Source organism: Hydrogenophaga sp. RWCD_12 (assembly GCF_046604225.1).
Classification (GTDB): Bacteria; Pseudomonadota; Gammaproteobacteria; order Burkholderiales; family Burkholderiaceae_C; genus Hydrogenophaga.
In genome coordinates, this window is record NZ_JBKIXC010000003.1 from 305,806 (window position 1) to 325,920 (window position 20,115).

Annotated in this window: 16 protein-coding genes and 1 pseudogene; 11 read left to right on the forward strand and 6 right to left on the reverse strand. The window is 69.3% G+C overall.

Annotated elements, in window-relative coordinates; genetic code table 11:
• The first annotated feature begins 39 nt into the window (after positions 1 to 39).
• The 3 genes and pseudogenes from ACLIJ1_RS13395 (at position 40) to ACLIJ1_RS13405 (ending at position 2,272) form a co-directional block, all read left to right on the forward strand.
• A complete protein-coding gene (locus ACLIJ1_RS13395) occupies positions 40 to 678 on the forward strand; it encodes a histidine phosphatase family protein (protein WP_411366035.1) in 639 nt (212 codons plus the stop codon).
• A gap of 22 nt (positions 679 to 700) precedes the next feature.
• Positions 701 to 1,768, forward strand: a pseudogene (locus ACLIJ1_RS13400) (sterol desaturase family protein); the annotation flags it as partial.
• Positions 1,769 to 1,810: 42 nt separating this feature from the next.
• Positions 1,811 to 2,272, forward strand: coding sequence for a hypothetical protein (locus ACLIJ1_RS13405; protein ID WP_411366036.1), 462 nt, complete (start codon positions 1,811 to 1,813; stop codon positions 2,270 to 2,272).
• A 3-nt stretch (positions 2,273 to 2,275) separates the two neighbouring features.
• Here ACLIJ1_RS13405 and ACLIJ1_RS13410 read toward each other — a convergent pair whose 3' ends face one another.
• Positions 2,276 to 3,907 (reverse strand): rhomboid family intramembrane serine protease, encoded by a 1,632-nt coding sequence (locus ACLIJ1_RS13410; protein WP_411366037.1) that lies wholly within the window; start codon positions 3,905 to 3,907, stop codon positions 2,276 to 2,278.
• Between the two features lie 19 nt (positions 3,908 to 3,926).
• Entirely contained in the window at positions 3,927 to 4,979 is a 1,053-nt protein-coding gene (gene ruvB, locus ACLIJ1_RS13415) for a Holliday junction branch migration DNA helicase RuvB (RefSeq protein ID WP_411366038.1), read from the reverse strand.
• A 139-nt stretch (positions 4,980 to 5,118) separates the two neighbouring features.
• On the opposite strand from ruvB, the gene ACLIJ1_RS13420 reads away from it, so the two are divergent.
• Positions 5,119 to 6,243, forward strand: a complete 1,125-nt coding sequence (locus tag ACLIJ1_RS13420) for a carbonic anhydrase (protein ID WP_411366039.1) — start codon at positions 5,119 to 5,121, stop codon at positions 6,241 to 6,243.
• A gap of 33 nt (positions 6,244 to 6,276) precedes the next feature.
• Here ACLIJ1_RS13420 and ruvA read toward each other — a convergent pair whose 3' ends face one another.
• Positions 6,277 to 6,855 (reverse strand): Holliday junction branch migration protein RuvA, encoded by a 579-nt coding sequence (gene ruvA, locus ACLIJ1_RS13425; RefSeq protein ID WP_411366040.1) that lies wholly within the window; start codon positions 6,853 to 6,855, stop codon positions 6,277 to 6,279.
• Positions 6,856 to 6,892: 37 nt separating this feature from the next.
• On the opposite strand from ruvA, the gene ACLIJ1_RS13430 reads away from it, so the two are divergent.
• The 5 genes from ACLIJ1_RS13430 (at position 6,893) to ACLIJ1_RS13450 (ending at position 13,501) form a co-directional block, all read left to right on the forward strand.
• Entirely contained in the window at positions 6,893 to 7,873 is a 981-nt protein-coding gene (locus ACLIJ1_RS13430) for a PhoH family protein (RefSeq protein ID WP_411366041.1), read from the forward strand.
• Positions 7,874 to 7,884: 11 nt separating this feature from the next.
• A complete protein-coding gene (ybeY, locus tag ACLIJ1_RS13435) occupies positions 7,885 to 8,340 on the forward strand; it encodes an rRNA maturation RNase YbeY (RefSeq protein WP_411366042.1) in 456 nt (151 codons plus the stop codon).
• A gap of 98 nt (positions 8,341 to 8,438) precedes the next feature.
• Complete coding sequence (locus ACLIJ1_RS13440; RefSeq protein WP_411366043.1) at positions 8,439 to 11,318, forward strand: hypothetical protein; 2,880 nt, start codon at positions 8,439 to 8,441, stop codon at positions 11,316 to 11,318.
• A 10-nt stretch (positions 11,319 to 11,328) separates the two neighbouring features.
• Complete coding sequence (locus tag ACLIJ1_RS13445) at positions 11,329 to 12,399, forward strand: ComEC/Rec2 family competence protein (protein WP_411366044.1); 1,071 nt, start codon at positions 11,329 to 11,331, stop codon at positions 12,397 to 12,399.
• 16 nt (positions 12,400 to 12,415) lie between these two features.
• A complete protein-coding gene (locus tag ACLIJ1_RS13450; protein ID WP_411366045.1) occupies positions 12,416 to 13,501 on the forward strand; it encodes a DUF2235 domain-containing protein in 1,086 nt (361 codons plus the stop codon).
• Here ACLIJ1_RS13450 and ACLIJ1_RS13455 read toward each other — a convergent pair.
• The 3 genes from ACLIJ1_RS13455 to ACLIJ1_RS13465 are packed head-to-tail and all read right to left on the reverse strand — an operon-like array spanning position 13,498 to position 15,915.
• A complete protein-coding gene (locus ACLIJ1_RS13455) occupies positions 13,498 to 14,505 on the reverse strand; it encodes a hypothetical protein (RefSeq protein ID WP_411366046.1) in 1,008 nt (335 codons plus the stop codon). The two genes, ACLIJ1_RS13450 and ACLIJ1_RS13455, sit on opposite strands and share 4 nt — an antisense overlap.
• A 40-nt stretch (positions 14,506 to 14,545) precedes the next feature.
• On the reverse strand, positions 14,546 to 14,986 hold the full coding sequence (dtd, locus tag ACLIJ1_RS13460; protein WP_411366047.1) for a D-aminoacyl-tRNA deacylase: 441 nt from the start codon (positions 14,984 to 14,986) through the stop codon (positions 14,546 to 14,548).
• Entirely contained in the window at positions 14,983 to 15,915 is a 933-nt protein-coding gene (locus ACLIJ1_RS13465; protein ID WP_411366048.1) for a cation diffusion facilitator family transporter, read from the reverse strand. The genes dtd and ACLIJ1_RS13465 overlap by 4 nt, the downstream gene beginning before the upstream one ends.
• 109 nt (positions 15,916 to 16,024) lie before the next feature.
• On the opposite strand from ACLIJ1_RS13465, the gene glgB reads away from it, so the two are divergent.
• Both glgB and glgX read left to right on the forward strand, forming a co-directional pair.
• Positions 16,025 to 17,920: a 1,4-alpha-glucan branching protein GlgB gene (gene glgB, locus ACLIJ1_RS13470; protein WP_411366049.1), complete on the forward strand. Its 1,896-nt coding sequence runs from the start codon at positions 16,025 to 16,027 to the stop codon at positions 17,918 to 17,920.
• Positions 17,917 to 20,112 carry a glycogen debranching protein GlgX gene (gene glgX / locus ACLIJ1_RS13475; RefSeq protein ID WP_411366050.1) on the forward strand — a complete coding sequence of 732 codons (2,196 nt, stop codon included), beginning with the start codon at positions 17,917 to 17,919 and terminating at the stop codon, positions 20,110 to 20,112. The genes glgB and glgX overlap by 4 nt, the downstream gene beginning before the upstream one ends.
• Positions 20,113 to 20,115 lie beyond the last annotated feature (3 nt).

The window sequence follows — 20,115 nt, forward strand, 5'->3', positions numbered from 1 at the left end:
GCTACAGTGACTTATTGCCAGTTTCCGAGGTCCATTGCCTTGCACATCACCCGCATCCTCGCCGTGCGCCACGGCGAAACCGACTGGAACCGCGACACCCGCATCCAGGGCCACACCGACATCGCGTTGTCCGACAAGGGCCGCTGGCAGGCCGAGCGCCTGGCCCAGGCGCTGCGCGACGAGCCGATTGCCGCCTTCTACGCCAGCGACCTCTCGCGTGCCTTCGAAACCGCCGCCACCACCGCGCGCGCGCATGGCAAGCCGGTACAGGCGCACAAGGGCCTGCGCGAGCGCGCCTTTGGCCACTTCGAAGGCCTGACCTGGGCCGAGATCGAGGCGCACCACCCGCAGGACGCGCTGGCCTGGCGCAAGCGCGTGCCCGACTTCGCGCCGCCCGGCGGCGAATCGCTGCTGCAACTGCGTGAGCGCGTGGTGGCCGCCGTCGACGAGATCGCGGCGCGGCACCCGGGCGAGCAGCTGATGCTGGTGGCCCACGGTGGCGTGCTGGACATCCTGTACCGCGCCGCGACCCGGCTGGAGCTGCAGGCGGCGCGCACCTGGGACCTGACCAACACCGCCGTCAACCGCCTGCTCTGGACGCCCGAGGGCCTGAGCCTGGTCGGCTGGGCCGACACCAGCCACCTGCAGGACGCAGCGCTGGACGAGAGCACGGCCTGAGCCCATCCCTGATCGAGCGTCCATGAGTCCGAACCAGGTCATCGTGCTCGCCATGCCTGTGTTCCTGCTGCTGATCGCGGTCGAGTTCGCCGTCGGCCTGCGGCGTGGCCGCAACACCTACGCGCTGGCCGACACGCTTTCCAGCATTGGCCTGGGCATGCTCAGCCGGGTCGCTGACGTGTTCACGCTCGCGCTGCGGCTAGGCATCTATGTCTGGGTGCAGGACCACACGGCGCTGTGGAGCGACGACGGCTTCTGGACCTCCCCCGCCGGCTGGCTGCTGGCGCTGGTCGTCTACGACTTCCTCTACTACTGGAACCACCGCATCGGTCACGAAGTCGGGGTGTTCTGGGCGGCGCACGTGGTGCACCACCAGAGCCAGCACTACAACCTCTCCACCGCGCTGCGCCAGCCCGCCAGTTACGCGCTGCTGGGCTGGGTGTTCTACCTGCCGATGGCCCTGACGGGCGTGCCGCCACTGGTGTTCGCCGTGGTGGGCCTGGTCGACCTGCTCTACCAGTTCTGGATCCACACCGAGCAGATCGGTTCGATGGGCCGCTTCGACCGCTGGTTCGCCTCGCCCTCGAACCACCGAGTGCACCACGCCGTCAACGACCGCTACCTCGACAAAAACTACGGGGGCATCCTGATGCTCTGGGACCACCTGTTCGGCACCTTCGAACCCGAAGACCCGGCCGAACCCTGCGTGTACGGCACCCGAAAGCCGCTGCAGAGCTGGGACCCGGTCTGGGCCAACGCCGAGGTCTACGCCGGGCTGGCCCGCGACAGCGCCCGGGCGAAACGGTGGCGCGACAAGCTGCAGGCCTGGCTCAGGCCGCCCGGCTGGCGACCGGCCGACGTGGCGGCGCGCTGGCCGGTGGCGCCGTTCGAGATCGCGGCGGTGCAGCGCTTCGACCCACCGGCCTCCCGGGCCGCACAAGGCGTCGCCGTCGTCCTGTTCGTGGCGCTGCTGGGCGGCATTGCGTACTTTCTCTGGACCGCCGACACGCTGGGCCTGCGCGCCCAGATCGCCTGGGCCGCCGGCCTGACCACCGCCCTCTGGGTGCAAGGCGCCCTGCTGCAAGGCCGGTTCTCAGACCGCCCACACGTCTGAGCCCGCACCCGAATCGCCATGCTGCACTACATCGTCCACACCGGCAGCGTGCCCTGGCAGGAACAGCTGCGCTGGATCGCCGGCATCCTGCTGGTCATCGCCGCCGTGTTCCTGTTCTTCTGGTGGCGCCGCCGGGCAGGTCGGCCTGCCCGGGGTGACTTTGCCGCCCTGGCGCAGGCGCCAGAGATACAGGCCGCACTCGCCGCCCAGCAGACCACCGCGGGCCAGGACGCCGCCGCGGCCTGGCAACAGACACAGACCACCCTGCAGACGGTGCGCCGCGGCACCGAACGCGGCCTGGCCCTGGTGTTCTGCCTGCTGGCCGCGATGGCCTGTTTCTTCACCGGACTGATGGCCGCGATGTCGCTCACCGACGGCTGGAGCGGCCTGGGCTGGGGGACCTTGATGCTCTGGGGCCTTTGCGTGCTCTGCGGCTGGTTCGCGCGCGTGCAGTGGCGGGAGTTCCGCGGCCAGGCCTGACGGTCAGGGGGCGGCGCCCTGCGCGCGGTTGAGTTCGTTCAGGCGCCGGTTCAGCGCCGCCACGCGCTCGCGGACGTGCTGCGGATCGACCGTGCCGCGCGCCCGGCCCACTTCCAGCTCCATCATTTCCAGCACCGCGCCTTGCCGCTCGCGCAGGTTGTCCAGCGGCGGGATGGGGGGCTCGGGACGCAGGCCCTGCAGCGTCTGCCCCACCGCGCGGTAGGCCGGGATGTGGCGCTGCTCCAGCGCGACGATGAACTGGTCGCCGGTCAACCGGCCTTCCTTCTGCCCCTTGGCGTCCTCGTGCAGGGCCTGCTCGGCCGCGCGCATCGCTGGCAGCACGGTGCGCAGGGCGGCCTGGGTGCGGAACAGTTCGCGGTGGTCGACCCCGGGTCGGGCGGTCCACACCAGCGCGGCCACCGCCATCGCGGCAACCCCGGTCGCCAGGAGGCGGCGCTGGCGCCGGTGCGCCGCGCTCGCCTGGGTTTCCACCCGTTCGACCAGCAGCCAGGCCATCACCGCGCCCGCCAGCAGGCCACCGACGTGGGCCGCGTTGTCGATGCCTTCGCGCGCGAAGCCCTGCCCGAGCATGATCACCACGAACACCGCCTGGCTGGTCATCAGCCGCGAGAACACGCCCTTGGGCACCCGGTGGCGGTGCTGGTACACGCCCGTGACCAGCGCGCCGAGCACGCCAAACACCGCGCCCGACGCCCCGACCGAGACCGCCTGCTGCGACGAAAAGTGCAGGCTCAGCGCGCTGCCCGCCAGCGCCGAGACCCCGTAGATGAGCAGGAACTGCCCGTTGCCGTACCAGCGGCCGACCTGCCGCCCGGCGTCCCACAGCGCCCACATGTTCAGCGCCAGGTGCAGCACGCCCGCGTGCAGCACGGTCGCAGTCAGCAGACGCCAGAGTTCGCCGTCGCGCACCACCGCCGTGGCCGAATTGGCCCCCCAGGCAAACAGGTCGGCCGACAGCGGCTTCATCGGGCTCAGTCCACCCATGACGGTCGCCAGCCAGACCGCGCCGTTGAGCGCCATCACCGCGTAGAGCGCCCAGAGCGAGGGCGTGACGGCCTGCAGTTGCTCCTCGAACGCCTCCTCGGCCACCGCATCGTCCATCAGCGCGCGTCCGGCCGCCTGCGCCTGCGGGCCTGCATGCCGACGGAATCCCTGCATGGCCGCGCCGATGGCTCGCTCGCGGTCCGCCGTGCGCAGAGCGCCCAGGCTCAGGTTGCGCTTGAGGCCGAAGCCGAGCATCGGCCGGGTGCGCGCCAGCCAGGGCGAGCCAGGCCGCAGGACAAAGGTCAGGATGTGCTGCCCCTGCACGCTGCCGTACTGCACGTCGGAGATCTCGGTCCAGGGAATGGTGTGGCCGTTGAACAGCCGGGCCGTGACGCCCGCCGGCCCGACAACCAGCAGCGGCGCCGGGCCGACGAGCTGGCGCAGAAGCACGGCACCCACAAAGCCGAAAAACGCGGCCATCCCCCCCAGCAGCAAGGCCTTGGTGCCCATCGACATCGCAGCCGCGCCCATCAGCGCCGCCATGCCGATCGACAGCAGCCCCAGATTCAACGACCCGCTGCGCCAGGAGGCGTGGAATGCCTCGGCTCCAGATTGGGTTTCCGACGCCATGCCGAACCGCCCGTGCGGCTTATTCGCTGAACAGCGCGCCGTCGTTGGCTGGCGGCGCCACACCCAGATGGCGGTAGGCCGCCAATGTGGCGATGCGCCCGCGCGGCGTGCGCTGCAGGTAGCCCTGCTGGATCAGGTAGGGCTCGATCACGTCTTCGATCGTGTCGCGCTCCTCACCGATGCTGGCCGCGATGTTGTCCAGCCCGACCGGCCCGCCGTCGAAGCGGTGGATCACGGCTTCGAGCAGCTTGCGGTCCATCAGGTCGAAGCCCTGCGGATCGACGTCGAGCATGGCCAGCGCGCGGTTGGCGATATCGCTGGTGATACGACCGTTGCCCTTCACGTCCGCGTAGTCGCGCACGCGGCGCAGCAGGCGGTTGGCGATGCGCGGCGTGCCGCGCGAGCGGCGCGCAATCTCGAAACCGCCGGCCTCGTCCATCGGCGCATTCAGCAGGCCGGCGCTGCGCTTGACGATGCGCGCCAGCTCTTCGGCGGTGTAGAACTCCAGCCGCGCGACGATGCCGAAGCGGTCGCGCAGCGGGTTGGTCAACATGCCGGCGCGTGTGGTGGCACCCACCAGGGTGAAGGGCTGCAGGTCGAGCTTGATCGAGCGCGCCGCCGGGCCTTCCCCGATCATGATGTCGATCTGGTAGTCCTCCAGCGCGGGGTAGAGGATTTCCTCGACCACCGGGCTGAGCCGGTGGATCTCGTCGATGAACAGGACGTCGTTGGGTTCGAGGTTGGTCAGCAGCGCCGCCAGGTCCTTGGGCTTTTCCAGCACCGGGCCACTGGTCTGGCGCAGGTTCACGCCCAGCTCCTGCGCAATGATGTGAGAGAGCGTGGTCTTGCCCAGGCCGGGCGGGCCGAACAGCAGCACGTGGTCCAGCGCCTCACTGCGCTTCTTGGCCGCGCCGATGAAGATCTCCAGCTGCTCGCGCACCTTCTGCTGGCCCACATATTCGTCCAGCAGCTTGGGGCGCAGCGCGCGCTCGATCGCCTCTTCCTTGGGCGAAACGGCGGCGGCCGACACCACACGGGGTGCGGGGGCGAAATCGTCGGTCTGGATGCTCACGGCGGTGGGTTCGGTCGGGGGTCTCAGGGGTGCCTGGAAGGGTCGCACGACTATACCCGCCGATGCGCGGCCTCAAGTCCGGCGCGGACGGGTCCGATATGGCAGACAGGCCCTTTCTGCAGCTCCCCGAAGAACCGCCATGAACACCCGTCCGACACCCGCTCTCCTGCCCTCGTTGACCCTGCTGGCCAGCCTGATGCTGACCGCCATGCCCGCCAGTGCGAACAGTGGTCACGAGGCCCCTGCCGCACCAGCGCCTCGCGCGGCAGCGCCAGCCGCCGCAGCCCATGGGGCCCCGGCCGCCGCTCCGGCAGCACCCGTCGCCGCCGAAGCCGCACGGCCGACCTCCTCGCTGGCACAACAGGTCCGCGCCGCCGTGACCGCACACCAGGCGGGCCAGGTGAAACAGGTCTCGCTGGTCATCAACCCGGCCGACGCCGCCCGCACCGCGCCCCACGCGGCCCGCGTCGCGGCGGCCCAGAGCGGCCACGGTGCCGCCTCCGGCAGCAGCCGCGAGTACATCCGCGCCAAGGCCGCCGCCCTGGCCGGCCATGGCGCGGCAGCCGGCGGCGGTGGCCATGAGGCCCACTGGGACTACGCCGGCGAAAACGGGCCCGAGCGCTGGGGCCAGATGAAGCCCGATTTCAATGTCTGCGCCATCGGCAACCGCCAGTCGCCGATCCACATCCAGACCACCGACGCCGTGCCCGGCCCGGCCGAACCGATCGAGTTCCGCTACGGCCCCAGTGGTGGCAGCGTGGTCAACAACGGCCACACCATCCAGGTCGACGTGACGGGCCACAACTACATCAAGGTGCGCGGCACGCCCTACAAACTGGTGCAGTTCCACTTCCACCACCCGGCGGAAGAAAAGGTGAACTACAAGGGCTTCGCCATGGTGGCGCACCTGGTGCACAAGAACGAAGCCGGCCAGCTCGCCGTGGTTGCGGTGCTGCTGGACGTGGGCGCCAACAACCCGTTCATCCAGAAGGTCTGGACCCGCATGCCGCTGGACACCAACGACCGCGTGCAGCTGCCCGACGACCTGCTCAACCTCAACGAGTTGCTGCCGACCGACCAGCGCTATTACCAGTTCATGGGTTCGCTGACCACGCCGCCCTGCACCGAAGGCGTGCTCTGGCAGGTGCTCAAGCAACCCGTCACGCTCGGCCCCGACCAGCTCAAGCTGTTCACCAAGCTGTTCCCGATGAATGCCCGCCCGGTGCAGGCGGTCAACGGGCGACTGGTTCGGGAGGGCACGTAACCTCCCGCGCCGCCGCTGCGCGGGTCGGGGCGCCTATTTCGCCAGCGACTTCAGCGCCAGCTTGATCCCCTCGCTCACCCCCACGCCCGCCGGCAGGGCCTTCAGGGCGGCGGCGGCGTCCTTCTCGTTGTAGCCCAGCGCCATCAGTGCCTGCTGGATGTCGCTCGCGGCGTCACCCACAGCAGCGGCACCGCCGGCCAGAGGCAGGTCGGCGCCCAGCTTGCCCTTGAGTTCGAGCAGCAGGCGCTCGGCGGTCTTCTTGCCGATGCCCGGCACCTTGACGATGCGACCAGCTTCCTGCGCCGTCACCGCCTGCGCCAGTTCGGCCACCGACAGGCCCGACAGCACCGAGAGCGCGGTGCGCGGCCCGATGCCGCTGATCTTGACGAGCTGGCGGAAGGCCTCGCGCTCGCTGGCGGTGCCAAAGCCGTAGAGGATCTGCGCGTCCTCGCGCACCACGAAGTGCGTCAGAAGCGACACTTTTTCACCCGCCGCCGGCAGGTTGTAGAAGGTGCTCATGGGCACATCCACCTCGTAGCCGACGCCGTGGCAGTCGATCAGGATCTGGGGCGGGTTCTTTTCCAGCAGCGTGCCGGTCAGCTTGCCTATCATTGAGGACCTTTCTGCAATCAGCCCGGGATTATCCGTTTTGCTCCTCCGCCACACCTTCTCTCCGCCCGACAACACCCGCATGGCCCACCTGTGCGGCCCGATGGACGGTCACATCCGCAGCATCGAGGCGGCGCTGCAGGTCAAGATCGCGCACCGCTTCGAGCAGTTCCGCATCGAGGGGCCCAAAGCCAAGGCCAACCAGGCGCTGGAGGTGCTGCAGGCGCTGTACGAGATGGCCAAGAAGCCCATCGCCGAAGAGAAGGTGCAGCTGATGCTGGCCGGCGACACGGCGCTGCCGACCGTTCCCGGTGAAGCGGCGGGCGTGCAGACCAAGCGCGGCGAGGTGCGCGGGCGCACCACCAACCAGGCGCGTTACCTGGAGAACATGTCCACCCACGACATCACCTTCGGCATCGGCCCGGCCGGCACCGGCAAGACCTACCTGGCCGTGGCCTGCGCGGTGGATTCGCTGGAGCGCAGCGCGGTGCAGAAAATCGTGCTGACGCGCCCCGCCGTCGAGGCCGGCGAAAAACTGGGTTTCCTGCCCGGCGACCTCGGCCAGAAGGTCGACCCCTACCTGCGCCCACTGTACGACGCGCTGTACGACCTGATGGGTTACGACAAGGTGATGAAAGCCTTCGAGCGACAGCAGATCGAGATCGCGCCGCTGGCGTTCATGCGCGGTCGCACGCTCAACCACGCCTTCGTGATCCTGGACGAGGCGCAGAACACCACGCCCGAGCAGATGAAGATGTTCCTCACCCGCATCGGCTTCGGCAGCAAGGCCGTGGTGACCGGCGACGTGAGCCAGATCGACCTGCCGGCCACGCAGCTCTCGGGCCTGATCGACGCCGAACGCGTGCTCAAGCGCGTGACCGGCATCGCCTTCAACCGCCTGACCAGCGCCGACGTGGTGCGCCACCCGCTGGTGGCCCGCATCGTCGACGCCTATGAGGCGCGCACCGCTGGCGTGGCCGAGGTACCTGCCGCCCGCGCACCGCGCCGCAAGAGCGTCTGAGGAAAAGCACCATGGCCCTGCCCGCCCTTTCTCTCTCGCTGCAGTTCGGCGACATCAAGGATGCCGCGCGCCACCGCGCGGCCCTGCCGCGCCATACCGTCATCCGCTGCATCCGCCATGCGCTGGACGCCGACGCCGAAATCACGGTGCGCATCGTCGACGCCGACGAAGGCCAGGCGCTCAACCGCGACTTCCGCAAGAAGGACTACGCCACCAACGTGCTGACCTTCGACTATGCGACCGAACCGGTCGTGATGGCCGACCTGGTGCTCTGCGCCCCGGTCGTGGCCAGGGAAGCGAAGGAACTGAAGAAGACGCTGGCCGCCCACTACGCGCACCTGCTGGTGCACGGCACCCTGCACGCCCAGGGCTGGGACCACGAAACCAGCGAAGCCGACGCGGAAGAAATGGAAGCGCGCGAGATTCAGATCCTCGCCGGCCTGGGGCTGAAGAACCCGTACCGCTGAATTCTTCTCCCCCGTTGTCTCCCCCTTTGGGTGATTGACGGCACCACCGCCGCGGCATACAACCCGCGCAGGGCCAAATGCCCTGCGGAGGATGGAACATGGCGGGCAAGGCGGTGGGGACACCCGAAACAGTCTTCGATCCGGATCGGCGCCTGCCGGCCTCCGCGCTGGCGCGTTTCGTGGCACTGGCCGGCGCTATGCCGGACACGGTCGCTCCGATGCTCGCGAGCGATGCGCCCGCCTCGACACCACCGGAGCTCTCGGCAATGGGTGACGCCTGGTGGCACATCGACCTCGACCAGGCGGCTGCGCTGGGCACACGGCTTGAAGCGGTGCCAGACATCGGCGCGTTCTGCACCGGGCTGGACCAGCTGTGGTCGCAAGCCGCCGCCGCAGGCCCGGTGCGCGGTCTGCTCTCGGGTGGTCCGGCGGATCTGGACGCCGTCTGGCTCACCCAGCTCCTGGCGTGGCACGGACCGATGGGCGCCGTGACTTTCGACCATTCGCAGTGGCGCGCGCCGCTGTTCGACTGGCCACTGAACGTCGGGTTACCGCCGTCGGCCGAAGGGCGATCGCTCGCGCAAGTCCTGCAAAACGGCTGGTTCCGCGAACTCTACGAGCCCTTGGTCGTGCGCGGCGGAGAGGCACTGGACGTCCTGCTGTATCCCGGACCGCTGTCTCAAGCGCTGCGCTCGGCACGCCGCAGCACGCAGCGCTGCGCGGGCCTGGTGGTGGTACTGGGTCCGTTCGACCAGGCGGCGGGAGCAGACGCGTTGCGCGAACTGGCGCAGTGCTGGTCCGCGGCTGCGGTGGTGGTGTGCGGGCTGGACGCGTCGCATTGGTCGCCGTGGTTCTTCGAGCTGGTCGCCGCGCTGTCGCACAACCTGCCAATCCCGCAGGCGGTGTTCGAGGCCCAGCGGCGGGCGCTGCCGCAGGCAGACCCGTCCCTGCCGGTGGTGCTGTGCGATGTGGGCTACGCCGACCACAGCCGCCCGCTGGAGGTGGCCAGGCGCCTGGCCGACGTGCTGCGGCGGCAATCCGACGACCGTCCCTTGACCGCACCGCCCGAGGTGGGTCCGGTGGCGGAGGCGACACCCGAACTGAGCGCGGCCAGCGCCATTGCCAATGCCCTGGAATCGGCCGCCGAACAATGGCCCTGGACCAGCGAAACCCAAGGCACCACCCTGCTGGTGCGCACCCGGCGTGCGCTGGAACAGCAACTGGGGCCGATCGAGCTGCGGCGCGATCCACGCTTCCACGCCGCCACGGCCAGGATGGAGCCGCCCGAGGCCATGACCGGCGACGAGCCGCCGCCGACGGATGCCCCAGCCGAACCGGCACCACCGCGGCACGTGAAATTCGATCTCTGGCCCGTGGATGCGGCCGAGGCACCCCGCGAGCCCATGCCATTGACCCCCGAGGCCGACCATCGGCTGGAAGTGTTCATCGCCGAGCTGGGCGTGGCCGCACAGGGCACGGCCGACGCGCCGCTGGACGAACGCCTGCTGCCGCCCAGTGCCGACGGCCACGAACTGACCATCGTGTACTGCCCGCTGTCTCCGACCGATGAGTTCGAAGGTAAGTCCCACACCCCCGCGCCAAGCATGGCCACGCTGCACCTGCCGCCACGCGGCACCAGCACTCGGGCGGTGTTCACGCTGCGATGCGGCGCAGCGGTCGCAAGCTTCCGCGCGCGCCTGATCGTGCTGCACGCGCAACGGGTCATCCAGTCACTTCTGCTGTTGCCCGACGCCACGGGCGGGCTCACGCTCTCGGTCGAGAACCGCTACGCACCCGGCCTCGACAGCCCCAGCGCCGACCACCCGGCCGACCTGGCTTTCCTGATCAACGACAACGCCGACGGCGTCTCGGGGCTCACCACCATGGCGCCCGACCGGGCCTCGTTCCTCACGCCAGACGGCATGAAGGAATCGATCGCGCAGATGCGCAAGATCCTCAACGCCGCGGTACAAGCCGAGGCCGGCAACACCGACCAGCGGCTGGACCGCCCCGAGCTGCTCGACCTGATGCGGCAACTGGCCAACCACGGCGCCGTCATCGTGGAAGAGCTGTCGATGCAGCACCCGCTGGCCTTGCTCGACGCCGCGCGACGTGTGCAGGTCGTGGAGGCGGTGGACCAAGCCTACTTTCCGGTCGAGTTCCTGTACGCAGGACCCGCGCCCGAACCCGGCGCTGCGCTGTGTCCGAACGCCCGGGCCGCACTGGCCGATGGCAGTGGCGCGGTGCACGACCAGTGCCCGCACCGCCTCGACGAAGGTCATGTGTGCCCGGTGTCCTTCTGGGGCTTTCGCAAGTGCATCGAGCGCCATGCGCCCAACGGCGATGCGGCCACCGTGGTGTCGGTACCGGTGCCCGGGCAGGAGCGGCTGGGTCCGTTCACCTCGGCCCTGCTGGCCGCGAGCGACCGCGCGCACGACGAGATGGAAGGGCCGGATGGCCTGCCGGCCGCCGTGGCGGCGCGGGTGGCAGACGTGACCACGGTGACCACCTGGGCCGACTGGAAGGCGCAGGTGATGGCGCGCCCGCGCGACCTGCTGCTGCTGATGCCGCACTCGGACAAGTCCAGCGTGTTCGCCGGCATTCCCTCGCTGGAGGTATCGAAGGACGAACTGGCGGCGAGCAACCTGAGCGAAAAGTACGTCTACACCGGCACCGCGCACGGCCCGCTGGTACTGCTGCTGGGCTGCAGCACCAGCTTCGCCGACCTGCCCTTCCTGAACTTCGTGCGCCGCTTCCACCTCAAGGGTGCCCCCGCCGTCGTGGGCACCCTGTCGGTGGTCCACGCGACCCAGGCCCACCGGATCGCCCAGCGGCTGCTGGCGCTGGCCCTGGCGCCGGAGCCGCAAGCTCTGCGGCTGGACGAAGCCCTGCTGCAATTGCGCCGCGACCTGCTGGCCGAGGGCAACGGCGTCTCGTTCACGCTGATGGCCTACGGCCACAGCGCCTGGCGACTCTGAGGAGAGACTCATGTTCACCATCCAGATGCTCAACGCGGCCCATGGCGACTGCCTGTGGATCGAGTACGGCGACGCGGTCGGGCCCCACCGCATCCTGATCGACACCGGACCGGCCGCGACCTACAACGCGTCGCTGGCCGACAAGGTGCAGTCCGTCGTCGATGCCGAGGGACAGTGCGTGTTCGAGCTGCTCGTGATCACCCACATCGACGACGACCACATCGGGAGTTCGCTGCGCTTTCTGGACGAACTGAACTTCGACACGGTGAAGATCAAGGACGTCTGGTTCAACGGCTACTTCCACCTCTCCAACCTCCTGCCGGCCCAGCTGGGCGCGCTGCAGGGCGAAATGCTGACCGAGCTGATCCAGCGCGGGAAATGGCCCTGGAACCGGCAGTTCCAGCGCAAGGCAGTGATGGTGCCGAAGTCGGGCCCGCTGCCCGTGCACGATTTCGCGGGCATGCAGCTCACGCTTCTGTCGCCCAGCTTCGAGCGGCTGCAGGCGCTCAAGCCCGAATGGGAGAAAACGATCCGCGAAGCCGGCCTGGTGCCGGGCGAGGCCTTCCACGCCCAGGAGACCGTGCTGCCCCACGGCTTTCTCGGTGGCGATGTCGAGGAGATGGCGGCCGAGCCGTTCAAGGAAGACAAGACCCACCCCAACGGTTCGAGCATCGCCTTCCTGGCCGAGTTTGAGGGCACGCGCGTGCTGTTCGGTGCCGATGCCCACCCGTCGGTGCTGCTGGAAAGCCTGCAGCGCGCGCCCTTCCACGGCCAGCCGCAGACGATCGACGCCTTCAAGCTGGCGCACCACGGCAGCACCCGCAATACCTCGCTGGAGCTGCTGGAAGCCTTCCCGGCGACACACTACCTGATCTCGACCACCGGCGCCAAGTTCAAGCACCCGGACGAAGAAGCCATTGCCCGGGTGGTGGTGTCGGCGCGGGAGCGCTCACCGGTGCTGCACTTCAACGTGGAGAGCGAGTTCAACAAGGCCTGGCGCAGCGCTTCGCGGCGCAGCGACTTTGGCTACCGCTGCGAATACGGCACACCGGAAGACGGCTTGCTGGTGAAGCTGGCCTGAACACCAAGGAGTCGCCATGAAGCGCATCGTGATCTGCTCCGACGGCACCTGGAACATCCGGGACCAGGTCGACAAGGCCTCGGGCAAGCGCCGGCCCACCAACGTCACCAAGCTGGCGCGCGGCGTGCTCGCGCGCGACGGGCAAGGTGTCGATCAGGTGGTCGCCTATTTCGACGGCGTCGGTACCGCCGGTGGCCTGGACCGCTTCACCGGCGGCGCCTTCGGGCGCGGCATGGAAGAGAACGTGCGCGCGATCTACCGCTTCCTGATCTACAACTACGTCGAGGGCGATCAGATCTATCTGTTTGGCTTCAGCCGCGGCGCCTTCACCGTGCGCACGCTGGTCGGCTTCATGCACAAGGTCGGTCTGGTGCGCAAGGGCGAAGACTATTTCGTGCCCGAGCTGTACGCGCTCTACGAAAGCCGGCAGGGCCAGAACTCCGACACCTGGGCGCAGGCCTTCCGCAAGATCAGCCAGCCCCGGCCGGCGCCGCCGGTCACCCTGCTCGGCGTCTGGGACACGGTGGGTGCACTCGGCGCGCCGGGCCTCCTGGGCCATCTGTTCAACGGCCGCAAATACGAATACCACGACGTCGGCCTCCATCCGGAGGTGCGCAACGCCTGCCACGCCATGGCGCTGGACGAACGGCGAAAACCGTTTGCCGTCAACCTGTTCCAGCGCCCCCACGGCTGGCGCGGCACACTGGAACAGGCCTGGTTCGCGGGTGTGCACAGCGATGTCGGCGGCAGCTACCGGCCCGACGGGCTGGCCAATGAGGCGCTGCACTGGATGGTCGAGCGCGCCGAGCGCCTGGGCCTGGCCTTCGACCACGACTACCTGGCCTTCTTCCTGCCCTGCTTCAACTCGACGCTGCACGACTCGTCGTCGTGGTTCTACCGCCTCATCGGCGAGAGGGTGCGACGGGTCGGCCATCACCGCGACCACGGCGAATGCCTGCACCGCTCGGTGCTCGACCGGCGGGCCCACGCGCCCAGCGCCTACCGGCCGACCAATGTGCCAGACCCGAACGGTCCCGCGGCCTTGCCGGTAGCCGACACGGGCCGCATCGCACGCGGCAAGCCCTGCGAGGCGCTGGACTAGGCGGGCAGCCCCCGCAGCGCCTGCCCCTCGATCTCGACCAGCAGGTCGCTGCGGCAGACGTCCGCCCGCACATACACCACCGGAGCCCCGCCCAACCGGCTTTCCAAGACATCGCGCACGGTATCCAGGTCGGCCGGATGACGCACATAGGCGCGGTAGCCCAGATCGCCCAGCGCATACGCCCCGCTGCGGGATTTCGCCGAGGCCTCGCCCAGCACCGCCACGATGTTGTCCAGGCTCTCGGCCGTCTGGGCGCGCACATCGCCCGCGTGCACCGTCTGGTGCCCGACGATGCTGGCGGTGCCGGAGACGAACAGGATTTCCTGCCCCGGCGGATGCGCCACCGCGGCGCGCGAAAACGTGGGGCTGCGCGGACCGTAGCGGTCGGGGTAGAGAAAGGCACTGACCTGGCGCGGGTTCTCCACCGGCACGATGGGCGTCGGGCCGGCCATGAAGGCGATCGTCAGCGGGCCGCTCGCCACCCCGAGCGCACAGGCGGCCGGCACCCGCCCGACCACGCTGCGCGCGCCGGCTTCAAAGGCATCGCCCCGGCCCATGTTGAACTGCCGGTAACGCTCCAGCCCCTGGCTCTCGCCGTTGATGTCGGCCATGTAGTTCCACAGCCGCCACAGGTGCGGCAGCCCCTGCGCATCAAGCAGGCGGAAGATGCGCGCGTAGGCGCCGAACGCCGCCTGCTGCAGCGGTGTGTGCGGCGCCTGCGCCGTAACCGTCGCCTCGTCGATCGCGATCACCCCGAACAGCAGGTCACCGCCCCGGCGCCAGGCAATGCCCTCGCTCTCGCCGGCATGCACCGGCAACGCACCCTGCAGCACCCAGCATTCCTGCGACAGCGGGTGCGGCGCGAGTACCGGGGTCTGCAGGCATTGCCGCGGCCAGGCCGCACGGGATTCGGGCAGATCGGCACCGACCCAGGCGCCCCCCAGCACCGCAGCGGTATCGACGGGAAATGTCGGCAGACAGGAAGTCAGGAGCGACAGGCTCATCTCGGACTCATCCACAAAATGAAAACAGGGACCGGTGCGCTCAGGCCATGCGCATGGGGATCGTCACCGGACCGTCGTTGGTCAGGTGCACCTGCATGTCGGCGCCGAAGCGCCCGGTCGCGACCACCGGGTGCTGCTCGCGCGCCAGCGCCACGAAGCGGTCGTACAGCGCCTCGCCCAGCGCGGGCGGCGCGGCGCCCGTGAAGCCGGGCCGGTTGCCGCCTTTGGTGTCGGCGGCCAGCGTGAACTGGCTGACGATCAGCAGGCCGCCGCCAACGTCCTGCACGCTGCGGTTCATCTTGCCCTGCTCGTCGGAAAAGATGCGCAGCTTCAGGATCTTGGACAGCAGCTTCTGGCCGGTGGCCTCGGTGTCCTCGGGCTCGGCGCAGACCAGCACCAGCAGGCCGTGGCCGATCTGCCCCACGGTCTCGCCAGCGATGTCGACGCGGGCCTGGGACACCCGTTGCAATACCGAGATCAAATCAGGTCCTTCTCGTCGTGCAGGTGGGCCTCGACGTCGGTCGGCAGCAGCTGGATGCTGGCACGCAGCCCCGGCACTGCGCTCATCAGCGCCTGCTCGACGCTGATGCGCAGCGCCGCGGCGCGGCCCAGGGTCCAGGCCGCGGGCATGTGCATGTGCATGTCGACAAAACGGCGCTGGCCGGCCTTGCGCGTGCTGACGTGGTCGAACCGGATGATCGGCGTGTCGCCCCGGCTGTGCGCGAACCCGGCCAGCGTTTCCTCGATGGTCGCCTGCACATCGGGCTCGACCGCCTCGTCCATCAGGCCCTGGGTCGAGCGCCAGATCAGGTGACCGCCCTCCTTGAGGATGTTCAGCGCCACGCCAATGGCGACCACCGCGTCGAGCCAGAGCCAGCCGGTGAAATGCACCATCGCAATGCCCACGACCACACCGGCCGAGGTCCACACGTCGGTCACCAGGTGCTTGGCGTCGGCCTCCAGCGCGATCGAGCGGTGCTGCTTCGCGGCGCGGAACATCACCCAGGCCAGCAGGCCGTTCAGCGCCGAACTCGCGACCGACAGCGCCAGGCCCCAGCCCACCTGCTCCAGCGGCTGCGGATCGAACAGACGGTGTCCGGCGGTCCAGACGATGCCCAGCGCAGCCACGATGATCAGCACACCCTCGAAGCCGGACGAAAAGTACTCGGCCTTGTGGTGGCCGTAGGGGTGGTCGTCGTCGGCGGGCCGCGCGGCAATGGTCACCATGACCAGTCCGAACACCGCGCTGGCCAGGTTGACCAGCGACTCCATCGCATCGGACAGCAGGCCGACAGAATCGGTGATGTACCAGGCCAGGGTCTTGAGCGTGATCGTGATGGTGGCGACCACCACCGAGGCCATCAGCATGCGGCGCGGGGTCAACCAGGAAGAAGCTTTGGAAGCAGGCATGGAGCGATTGTCGCCCGGCGCAAACCTGAAACCAGCGCGCCGGGGTCATGTAATTTTGTAACCACTCGGTATCCGATCGGTGCCAGAATGGGTCGAGAGTGAGACAAAAATGCATACACAACCCTCCCCCGAAGACCTGTTCTGGATCGGTCAGACCGATGCCTGGCTGCTGGCCGAGGGCAAGCATTTGCGCCCCTGGCAGAAGCTGGGCGCCCACCCGACCACCCTGGACGGACAGGCCGGCGTGGCCTTCGCCGTCTGGGCGCCCGCCGCGCGCCACGTCGCCCTGACCGGTGACTTCTGCGGCTGGCAGCCGCAATCCATGCGGCTGCGGCCCGAATGCGGCGTCTGGGAGCTTTTCGTGCCCGGCGCCGCCGTGGGCCACTGGTACAAGTTCCAGGTCGAAGGTGCCGACGGCCACACGGTCATGAAGACCGACCCCTATGCCCGCGAAACCGAGCTGCCGCCGGGCAATGCGGCCCGCGTCTGCGGGCCGCTGCGCTCCGTCACAACACCCGCCGCCCCGCACCAGCGACCGGCCGTGCCGATGGCGATCTACGAAGTGCACGTCGGCTCCTGGAAGCGCCCCGGCGGCTGGGACGTGATGCCGACCTGGGACGACCTGGCGCAGCACCTCGTGCCCTACGCCGTCGGGCTGGGCTTCACCCACCTGGAACTGCTGCCGGTCAGCGAGCATCCGTTCTATGCGTCGTGGGGCTACCAGCCGACCGGCCTGTACGCGCCGACTGCCCGCTACGGCACGCCAGAGGGTTTCCGCCGCTTTGTCGACGCGGCCCACGCGGCCGGCCTGAAGATCATCCTGGACTGGGTGCCGGCCCACTTTCCGACCGACGAACACGCGCTGGCCCGCTTCGACGGCACCGCGCTGTACGAACACGCCGACCCGCGCGAAGGTTTCCATCGCGACTGGAACACGCTGATCTACAACTTCGGGCGCCATGAAGTGAAGAACTTCCTGGTCGGCAATGCGCTGTACTGGATCGAGGAATACGGCATCGACGGCCTGCGCGTCGACGCGGTCGCGTCCATGCTCTACCGCGACTACAGCCGGCCCGAGGGCGAGTGGGTCCCCAACCGCGACGGCGGGCGGGAGAACTACGAGGCCATCGCCTTTCTGCGCGAGGTCCACGAAGTGCTGCAGCGCGAAGCGCCGCAGGCGACCACGATCGCCGAAGAGTCGACCGCTTTCCCCAAGGTGACTGGCGCGGTGCAGGACGGCGGCCTGGGCTTCGATCACAAGTGGAACATGGGCTGGATGCACGACACCCTGGCCTACATGGCGCAGGACCCGGTGCACCGCCGCTGGCACCACCACAAGATGAGCTTCGCGATGATGTATGCGTACAGCGAAGACTACGTGCTGCCGCTCTCGCACGACGAGGTGGTGCACGGCAAGGGTTCGCTGCTGGCCAAGATGAGTGGCGACCACTGGCAGAAGCTGGCCAACCTGCGCGCGCTCTACGCCTGGATGTACGCGCACCCGGGCAAGAAGCTGCTGTTCATGGGCGCCGAGCTGGCGCAGCCGACCGAGTGGAACCACGACGCCGAGCTGCCCTGGCACCTGCTGGAGCAGCCGGGCCACGCCGGCGTGCAGAACCTGGTGCACGACCTCAACACGCTCTACCGGAGCCAGCCAGCCCTGCACGCGCGCGACAACGATCCCGAGAACTTCCGCTGGCTGGTGGTCGACGATGCCGACCAGTCGGTGATGGCCTTCGTGCGCTTCGGACGTGCGCTGGAAGACACCCTGGTGGCGGTGGCGAACTTCACGCCGGTGGTGCGGCACGATTACCGTGTCGGCCTGCCCCACGACGGCGCCTGGACCGAACGCTTGAACACCGATTCCAGCCATTACGGCGGCAGCAACGTCGGCAACCATGGCCGCGTGCTGGCCGAGGCCCGGCCGATGCACCAGCAGGAATGGTCGGCGGGACTGACCCTGCCGCCGCTGGGGGTGTTGTGGCTTCAACCCGTCAAGACATGACGCTCGCGGCAGTACCGGCTCTTGGCGCCCACCTCGTTCGGCTGAACGGCGCCGACGGTGTGCGCTTTGCTGTCTGGGCGCCCGAGGCCACTGCCCTAGAGGTGCAGCTGTTCGATGGCGATCGCCAGCCGACCGGCTTGGTAGCGCTGGAGCCACAAGGCGATGGCCTGTGGTCGCGCTTCGTGCCGGGTCTGACCGCAGGGCAGGCCTACGGCCTGCGGGCACACGGGCCCTGGAATCCCGCCGCCGGCCAGCGCTTCAATCCGGCCCGGCTGCTGATCGACCCCTGGGCGCTGGGCCTTTCGGGCGACACGGCGCGGCTGGCCCTGCAGGTCGGTCATGCGGTGGCCGACCCGCTCAAGCCCGACCAGCACTGGGCACAGCACCGCCCCGAACCGGCCGACAACGCGGGCGCCATGCCGCTGTCCCTCGTGGTGGATGCGGCCGCCGAGCTGGCGGCCGGCGCCGCGATCGCACCGCGCCCGTCGATCGCGCCCGACCGCGTGGTGCTCTACGAAGCCCATGTGAAGGCGCTGACCCGCCTGCACCCGGCCGTGCCACCTGCACAACGCGGCACCTATGCCGGCCTGGCGCACCCGGCCGTGCTGGCGCATCTGCAACGGCTGGGCGTAACCACGGTCTGCCTGCTGCCGGTGCACACCCACATCAGCGAACGCCACCTGCTGGCGCGCGGCCTGGTCAACCACTGGGGCTACAACACGCTCAGCGCCTTTGCCCCCGACGCCGGCTACGCGGCCTGCACCGCCGGACGTGATCCGGTCGACGCGGCCGAAGCGCAGGCGGTGCGCGGCGAGTTCCGCGCCATGGTCGACGCGCTGCACCGCGCGGGCATCGAGGTGGTGCTGGACGTGGTGTTCAACCACACGGCCGAGAGCGACCTCGACGGCCCCACGCTGTCCTGGCGCGGCCTGGGCCAGAACCACTGGTACGCGATGGCCGAGCACGGCGTGCCGCACAATTTCAGCGGCTGCGGCAACAGCCTGAACGTGAGCGAACCGCGCGTGGTGCAGTGGGTCACCGACAGCCTGCGCTGGTGGGTGCAGGCCTACGGGGTCGACGGCTTCCGTTTTGATCTGGCGGTGTCGCTGGGCCGCGTGGCGGCACAGGAACACGGCTTCGACCGCCACGCGCCCTTGCTGACCGCGATGCGGCAGGACCCGGTGCTGCGCGACGTGCGCCTGATCGCCGAGCCCTGGGACATCGGGCCCGACGGCCACCGCACCGGCGGCTTCGCGCCCGGCTGGCTCGAATGGAACGACGCCTTCCGCGACGGTGTGCGCGCCTTCTGGCTCGGCCATCCGGCCACACGCAGCGAACTGGCGACCCGCGTCTGCGGCAGCGGCGACAAGTTCCGCCACAGCGCGCGCAGCCCGCTCGCCGGCGTCAACCTGCTGACCGCGCACGATGGCTTCAACCTGGCCGACCTGACCGCCTACACACAGAAGCACAACGAAGCCAACGGCGAAAACAACCGCGACGGCCACGGCCACAACCTCGGCGCCAACGGCGGTGCCGAGGGCCCGAGCAACGACCCGGCCGTGCTGCACCGGCGCGGCCTGTGGCGCCGCGCCCTGCTGGCCACGCTGTTCTGCGCCAAGGGCACGCCACAGCTGCTGGCCGGTGACGAGATCGGCCACAGCCAGCGTGGCAACAACAACGCCTATTGCCAGGACAACGCCCTGACCTGGCTCGACTGGGTCCAGGCCGACGGCGCGCTGACCGCCTTCGTGGCCGGTCTGACGTCCCTGCGTCGCCGCCACCCGGGCCTGCGCCATGCGCGCTGGTTCGACGGCCCGGCGCCCGCACCGGGCCAGGTGCCGGACATTGTCTGGAGCGACCTCGACGGATCGCCGCTGCCGGACCACGCCTGGCACGACCCGGCCCACCGCAGCCTGGTCGCACGCACCGTGGTCGGTGAATCCGGTGAGGTGGCGACGGAAGAGCTGCTGATGGTCTGGCACACCGGCGGCCGTTGCACGCTGCGGCTGCCGGCGGGCCAGTGGACTCTGCGCCTGGACAGTTCGACGGCCCTGATCGCCGGACTGGATCAACCAGGGCAACAGGGCGTTCAGGGGGCTCAGGGACAATGGCTTGAAGGCCAGCTGCCCCTGGATGCGCCCACGGTGTGCGTGCTGGTCCGGGCCTTGCATGGCCCGAACGACCACTCTTGAACC

Coding starts and splice junctions, on each gene's coding strand:
- ACLIJ1_RS13420 (WP_411366039.1), top strand. CDS start 5,119: ATGAACACCCGTCCGACACCCGCTCTCCTGCCCTCGTTGACCCTGCTG.
- ACLIJ1_RS13445 (WP_411366044.1), top strand. CDS start 11,329: ATGTTCACCATCCAGATGCTCAACGCGGCCCATGGCGACTGCCTGTGG.
- ACLIJ1_RS13450 (WP_411366045.1), top strand. CDS start 12,416: ATGAAGCGCATCGTGATCTGCTCCGACGGCACCTGGAACATCCGGGAC.
- ACLIJ1_RS13410 (WP_411366037.1), bottom strand. CDS start 3,907: ATGGCGTCGGAAACCCAATCTGGAGCCGAGGCATTCCACGCCTCCTGG.
- glgX (WP_411366050.1), top strand. CDS start 17,917: ATGACGCTCGCGGCAGTACCGGCTCTTGGCGCCCACCTCGTTCGGCTG.
- ruvA (WP_411366040.1), bottom strand. CDS start 6,855: ATGATAGGCAAGCTGACCGGCACGCTGCTGGAAAAGAACCCGCCCCAG.
- ACLIJ1_RS13405 (WP_411366036.1), top strand. CDS start 1,811: ATGCTGCACTACATCGTCCACACCGGCAGCGTGCCCTGGCAGGAACAG.
- ACLIJ1_RS13455 (WP_411366046.1), bottom strand. CDS start 14,505: ATGAGCCTGTCGCTCCTGACTTCCTGTCTGCCGACATTTCCCGTCGAT.
- ACLIJ1_RS13440 (WP_411366043.1), top strand. CDS start 8,439: ATGGCGGGCAAGGCGGTGGGGACACCCGAAACAGTCTTCGATCCGGAT.
- glgB (WP_411366049.1), top strand. CDS start 16,025: ATGCATACACAACCCTCCCCCGAAGACCTGTTCTGGATCGGTCAGACC.
- ACLIJ1_RS13465 (WP_411366048.1), bottom strand. CDS start 15,915: ATGCCTGCTTCCAAAGCTTCTTCCTGGTTGACCCCGCGCCGCATGCTG.
- ybeY (WP_411366042.1), top strand. CDS start 7,885: ATGGCCCTGCCCGCCCTTTCTCTCTCGCTGCAGTTCGGCGACATCAAG.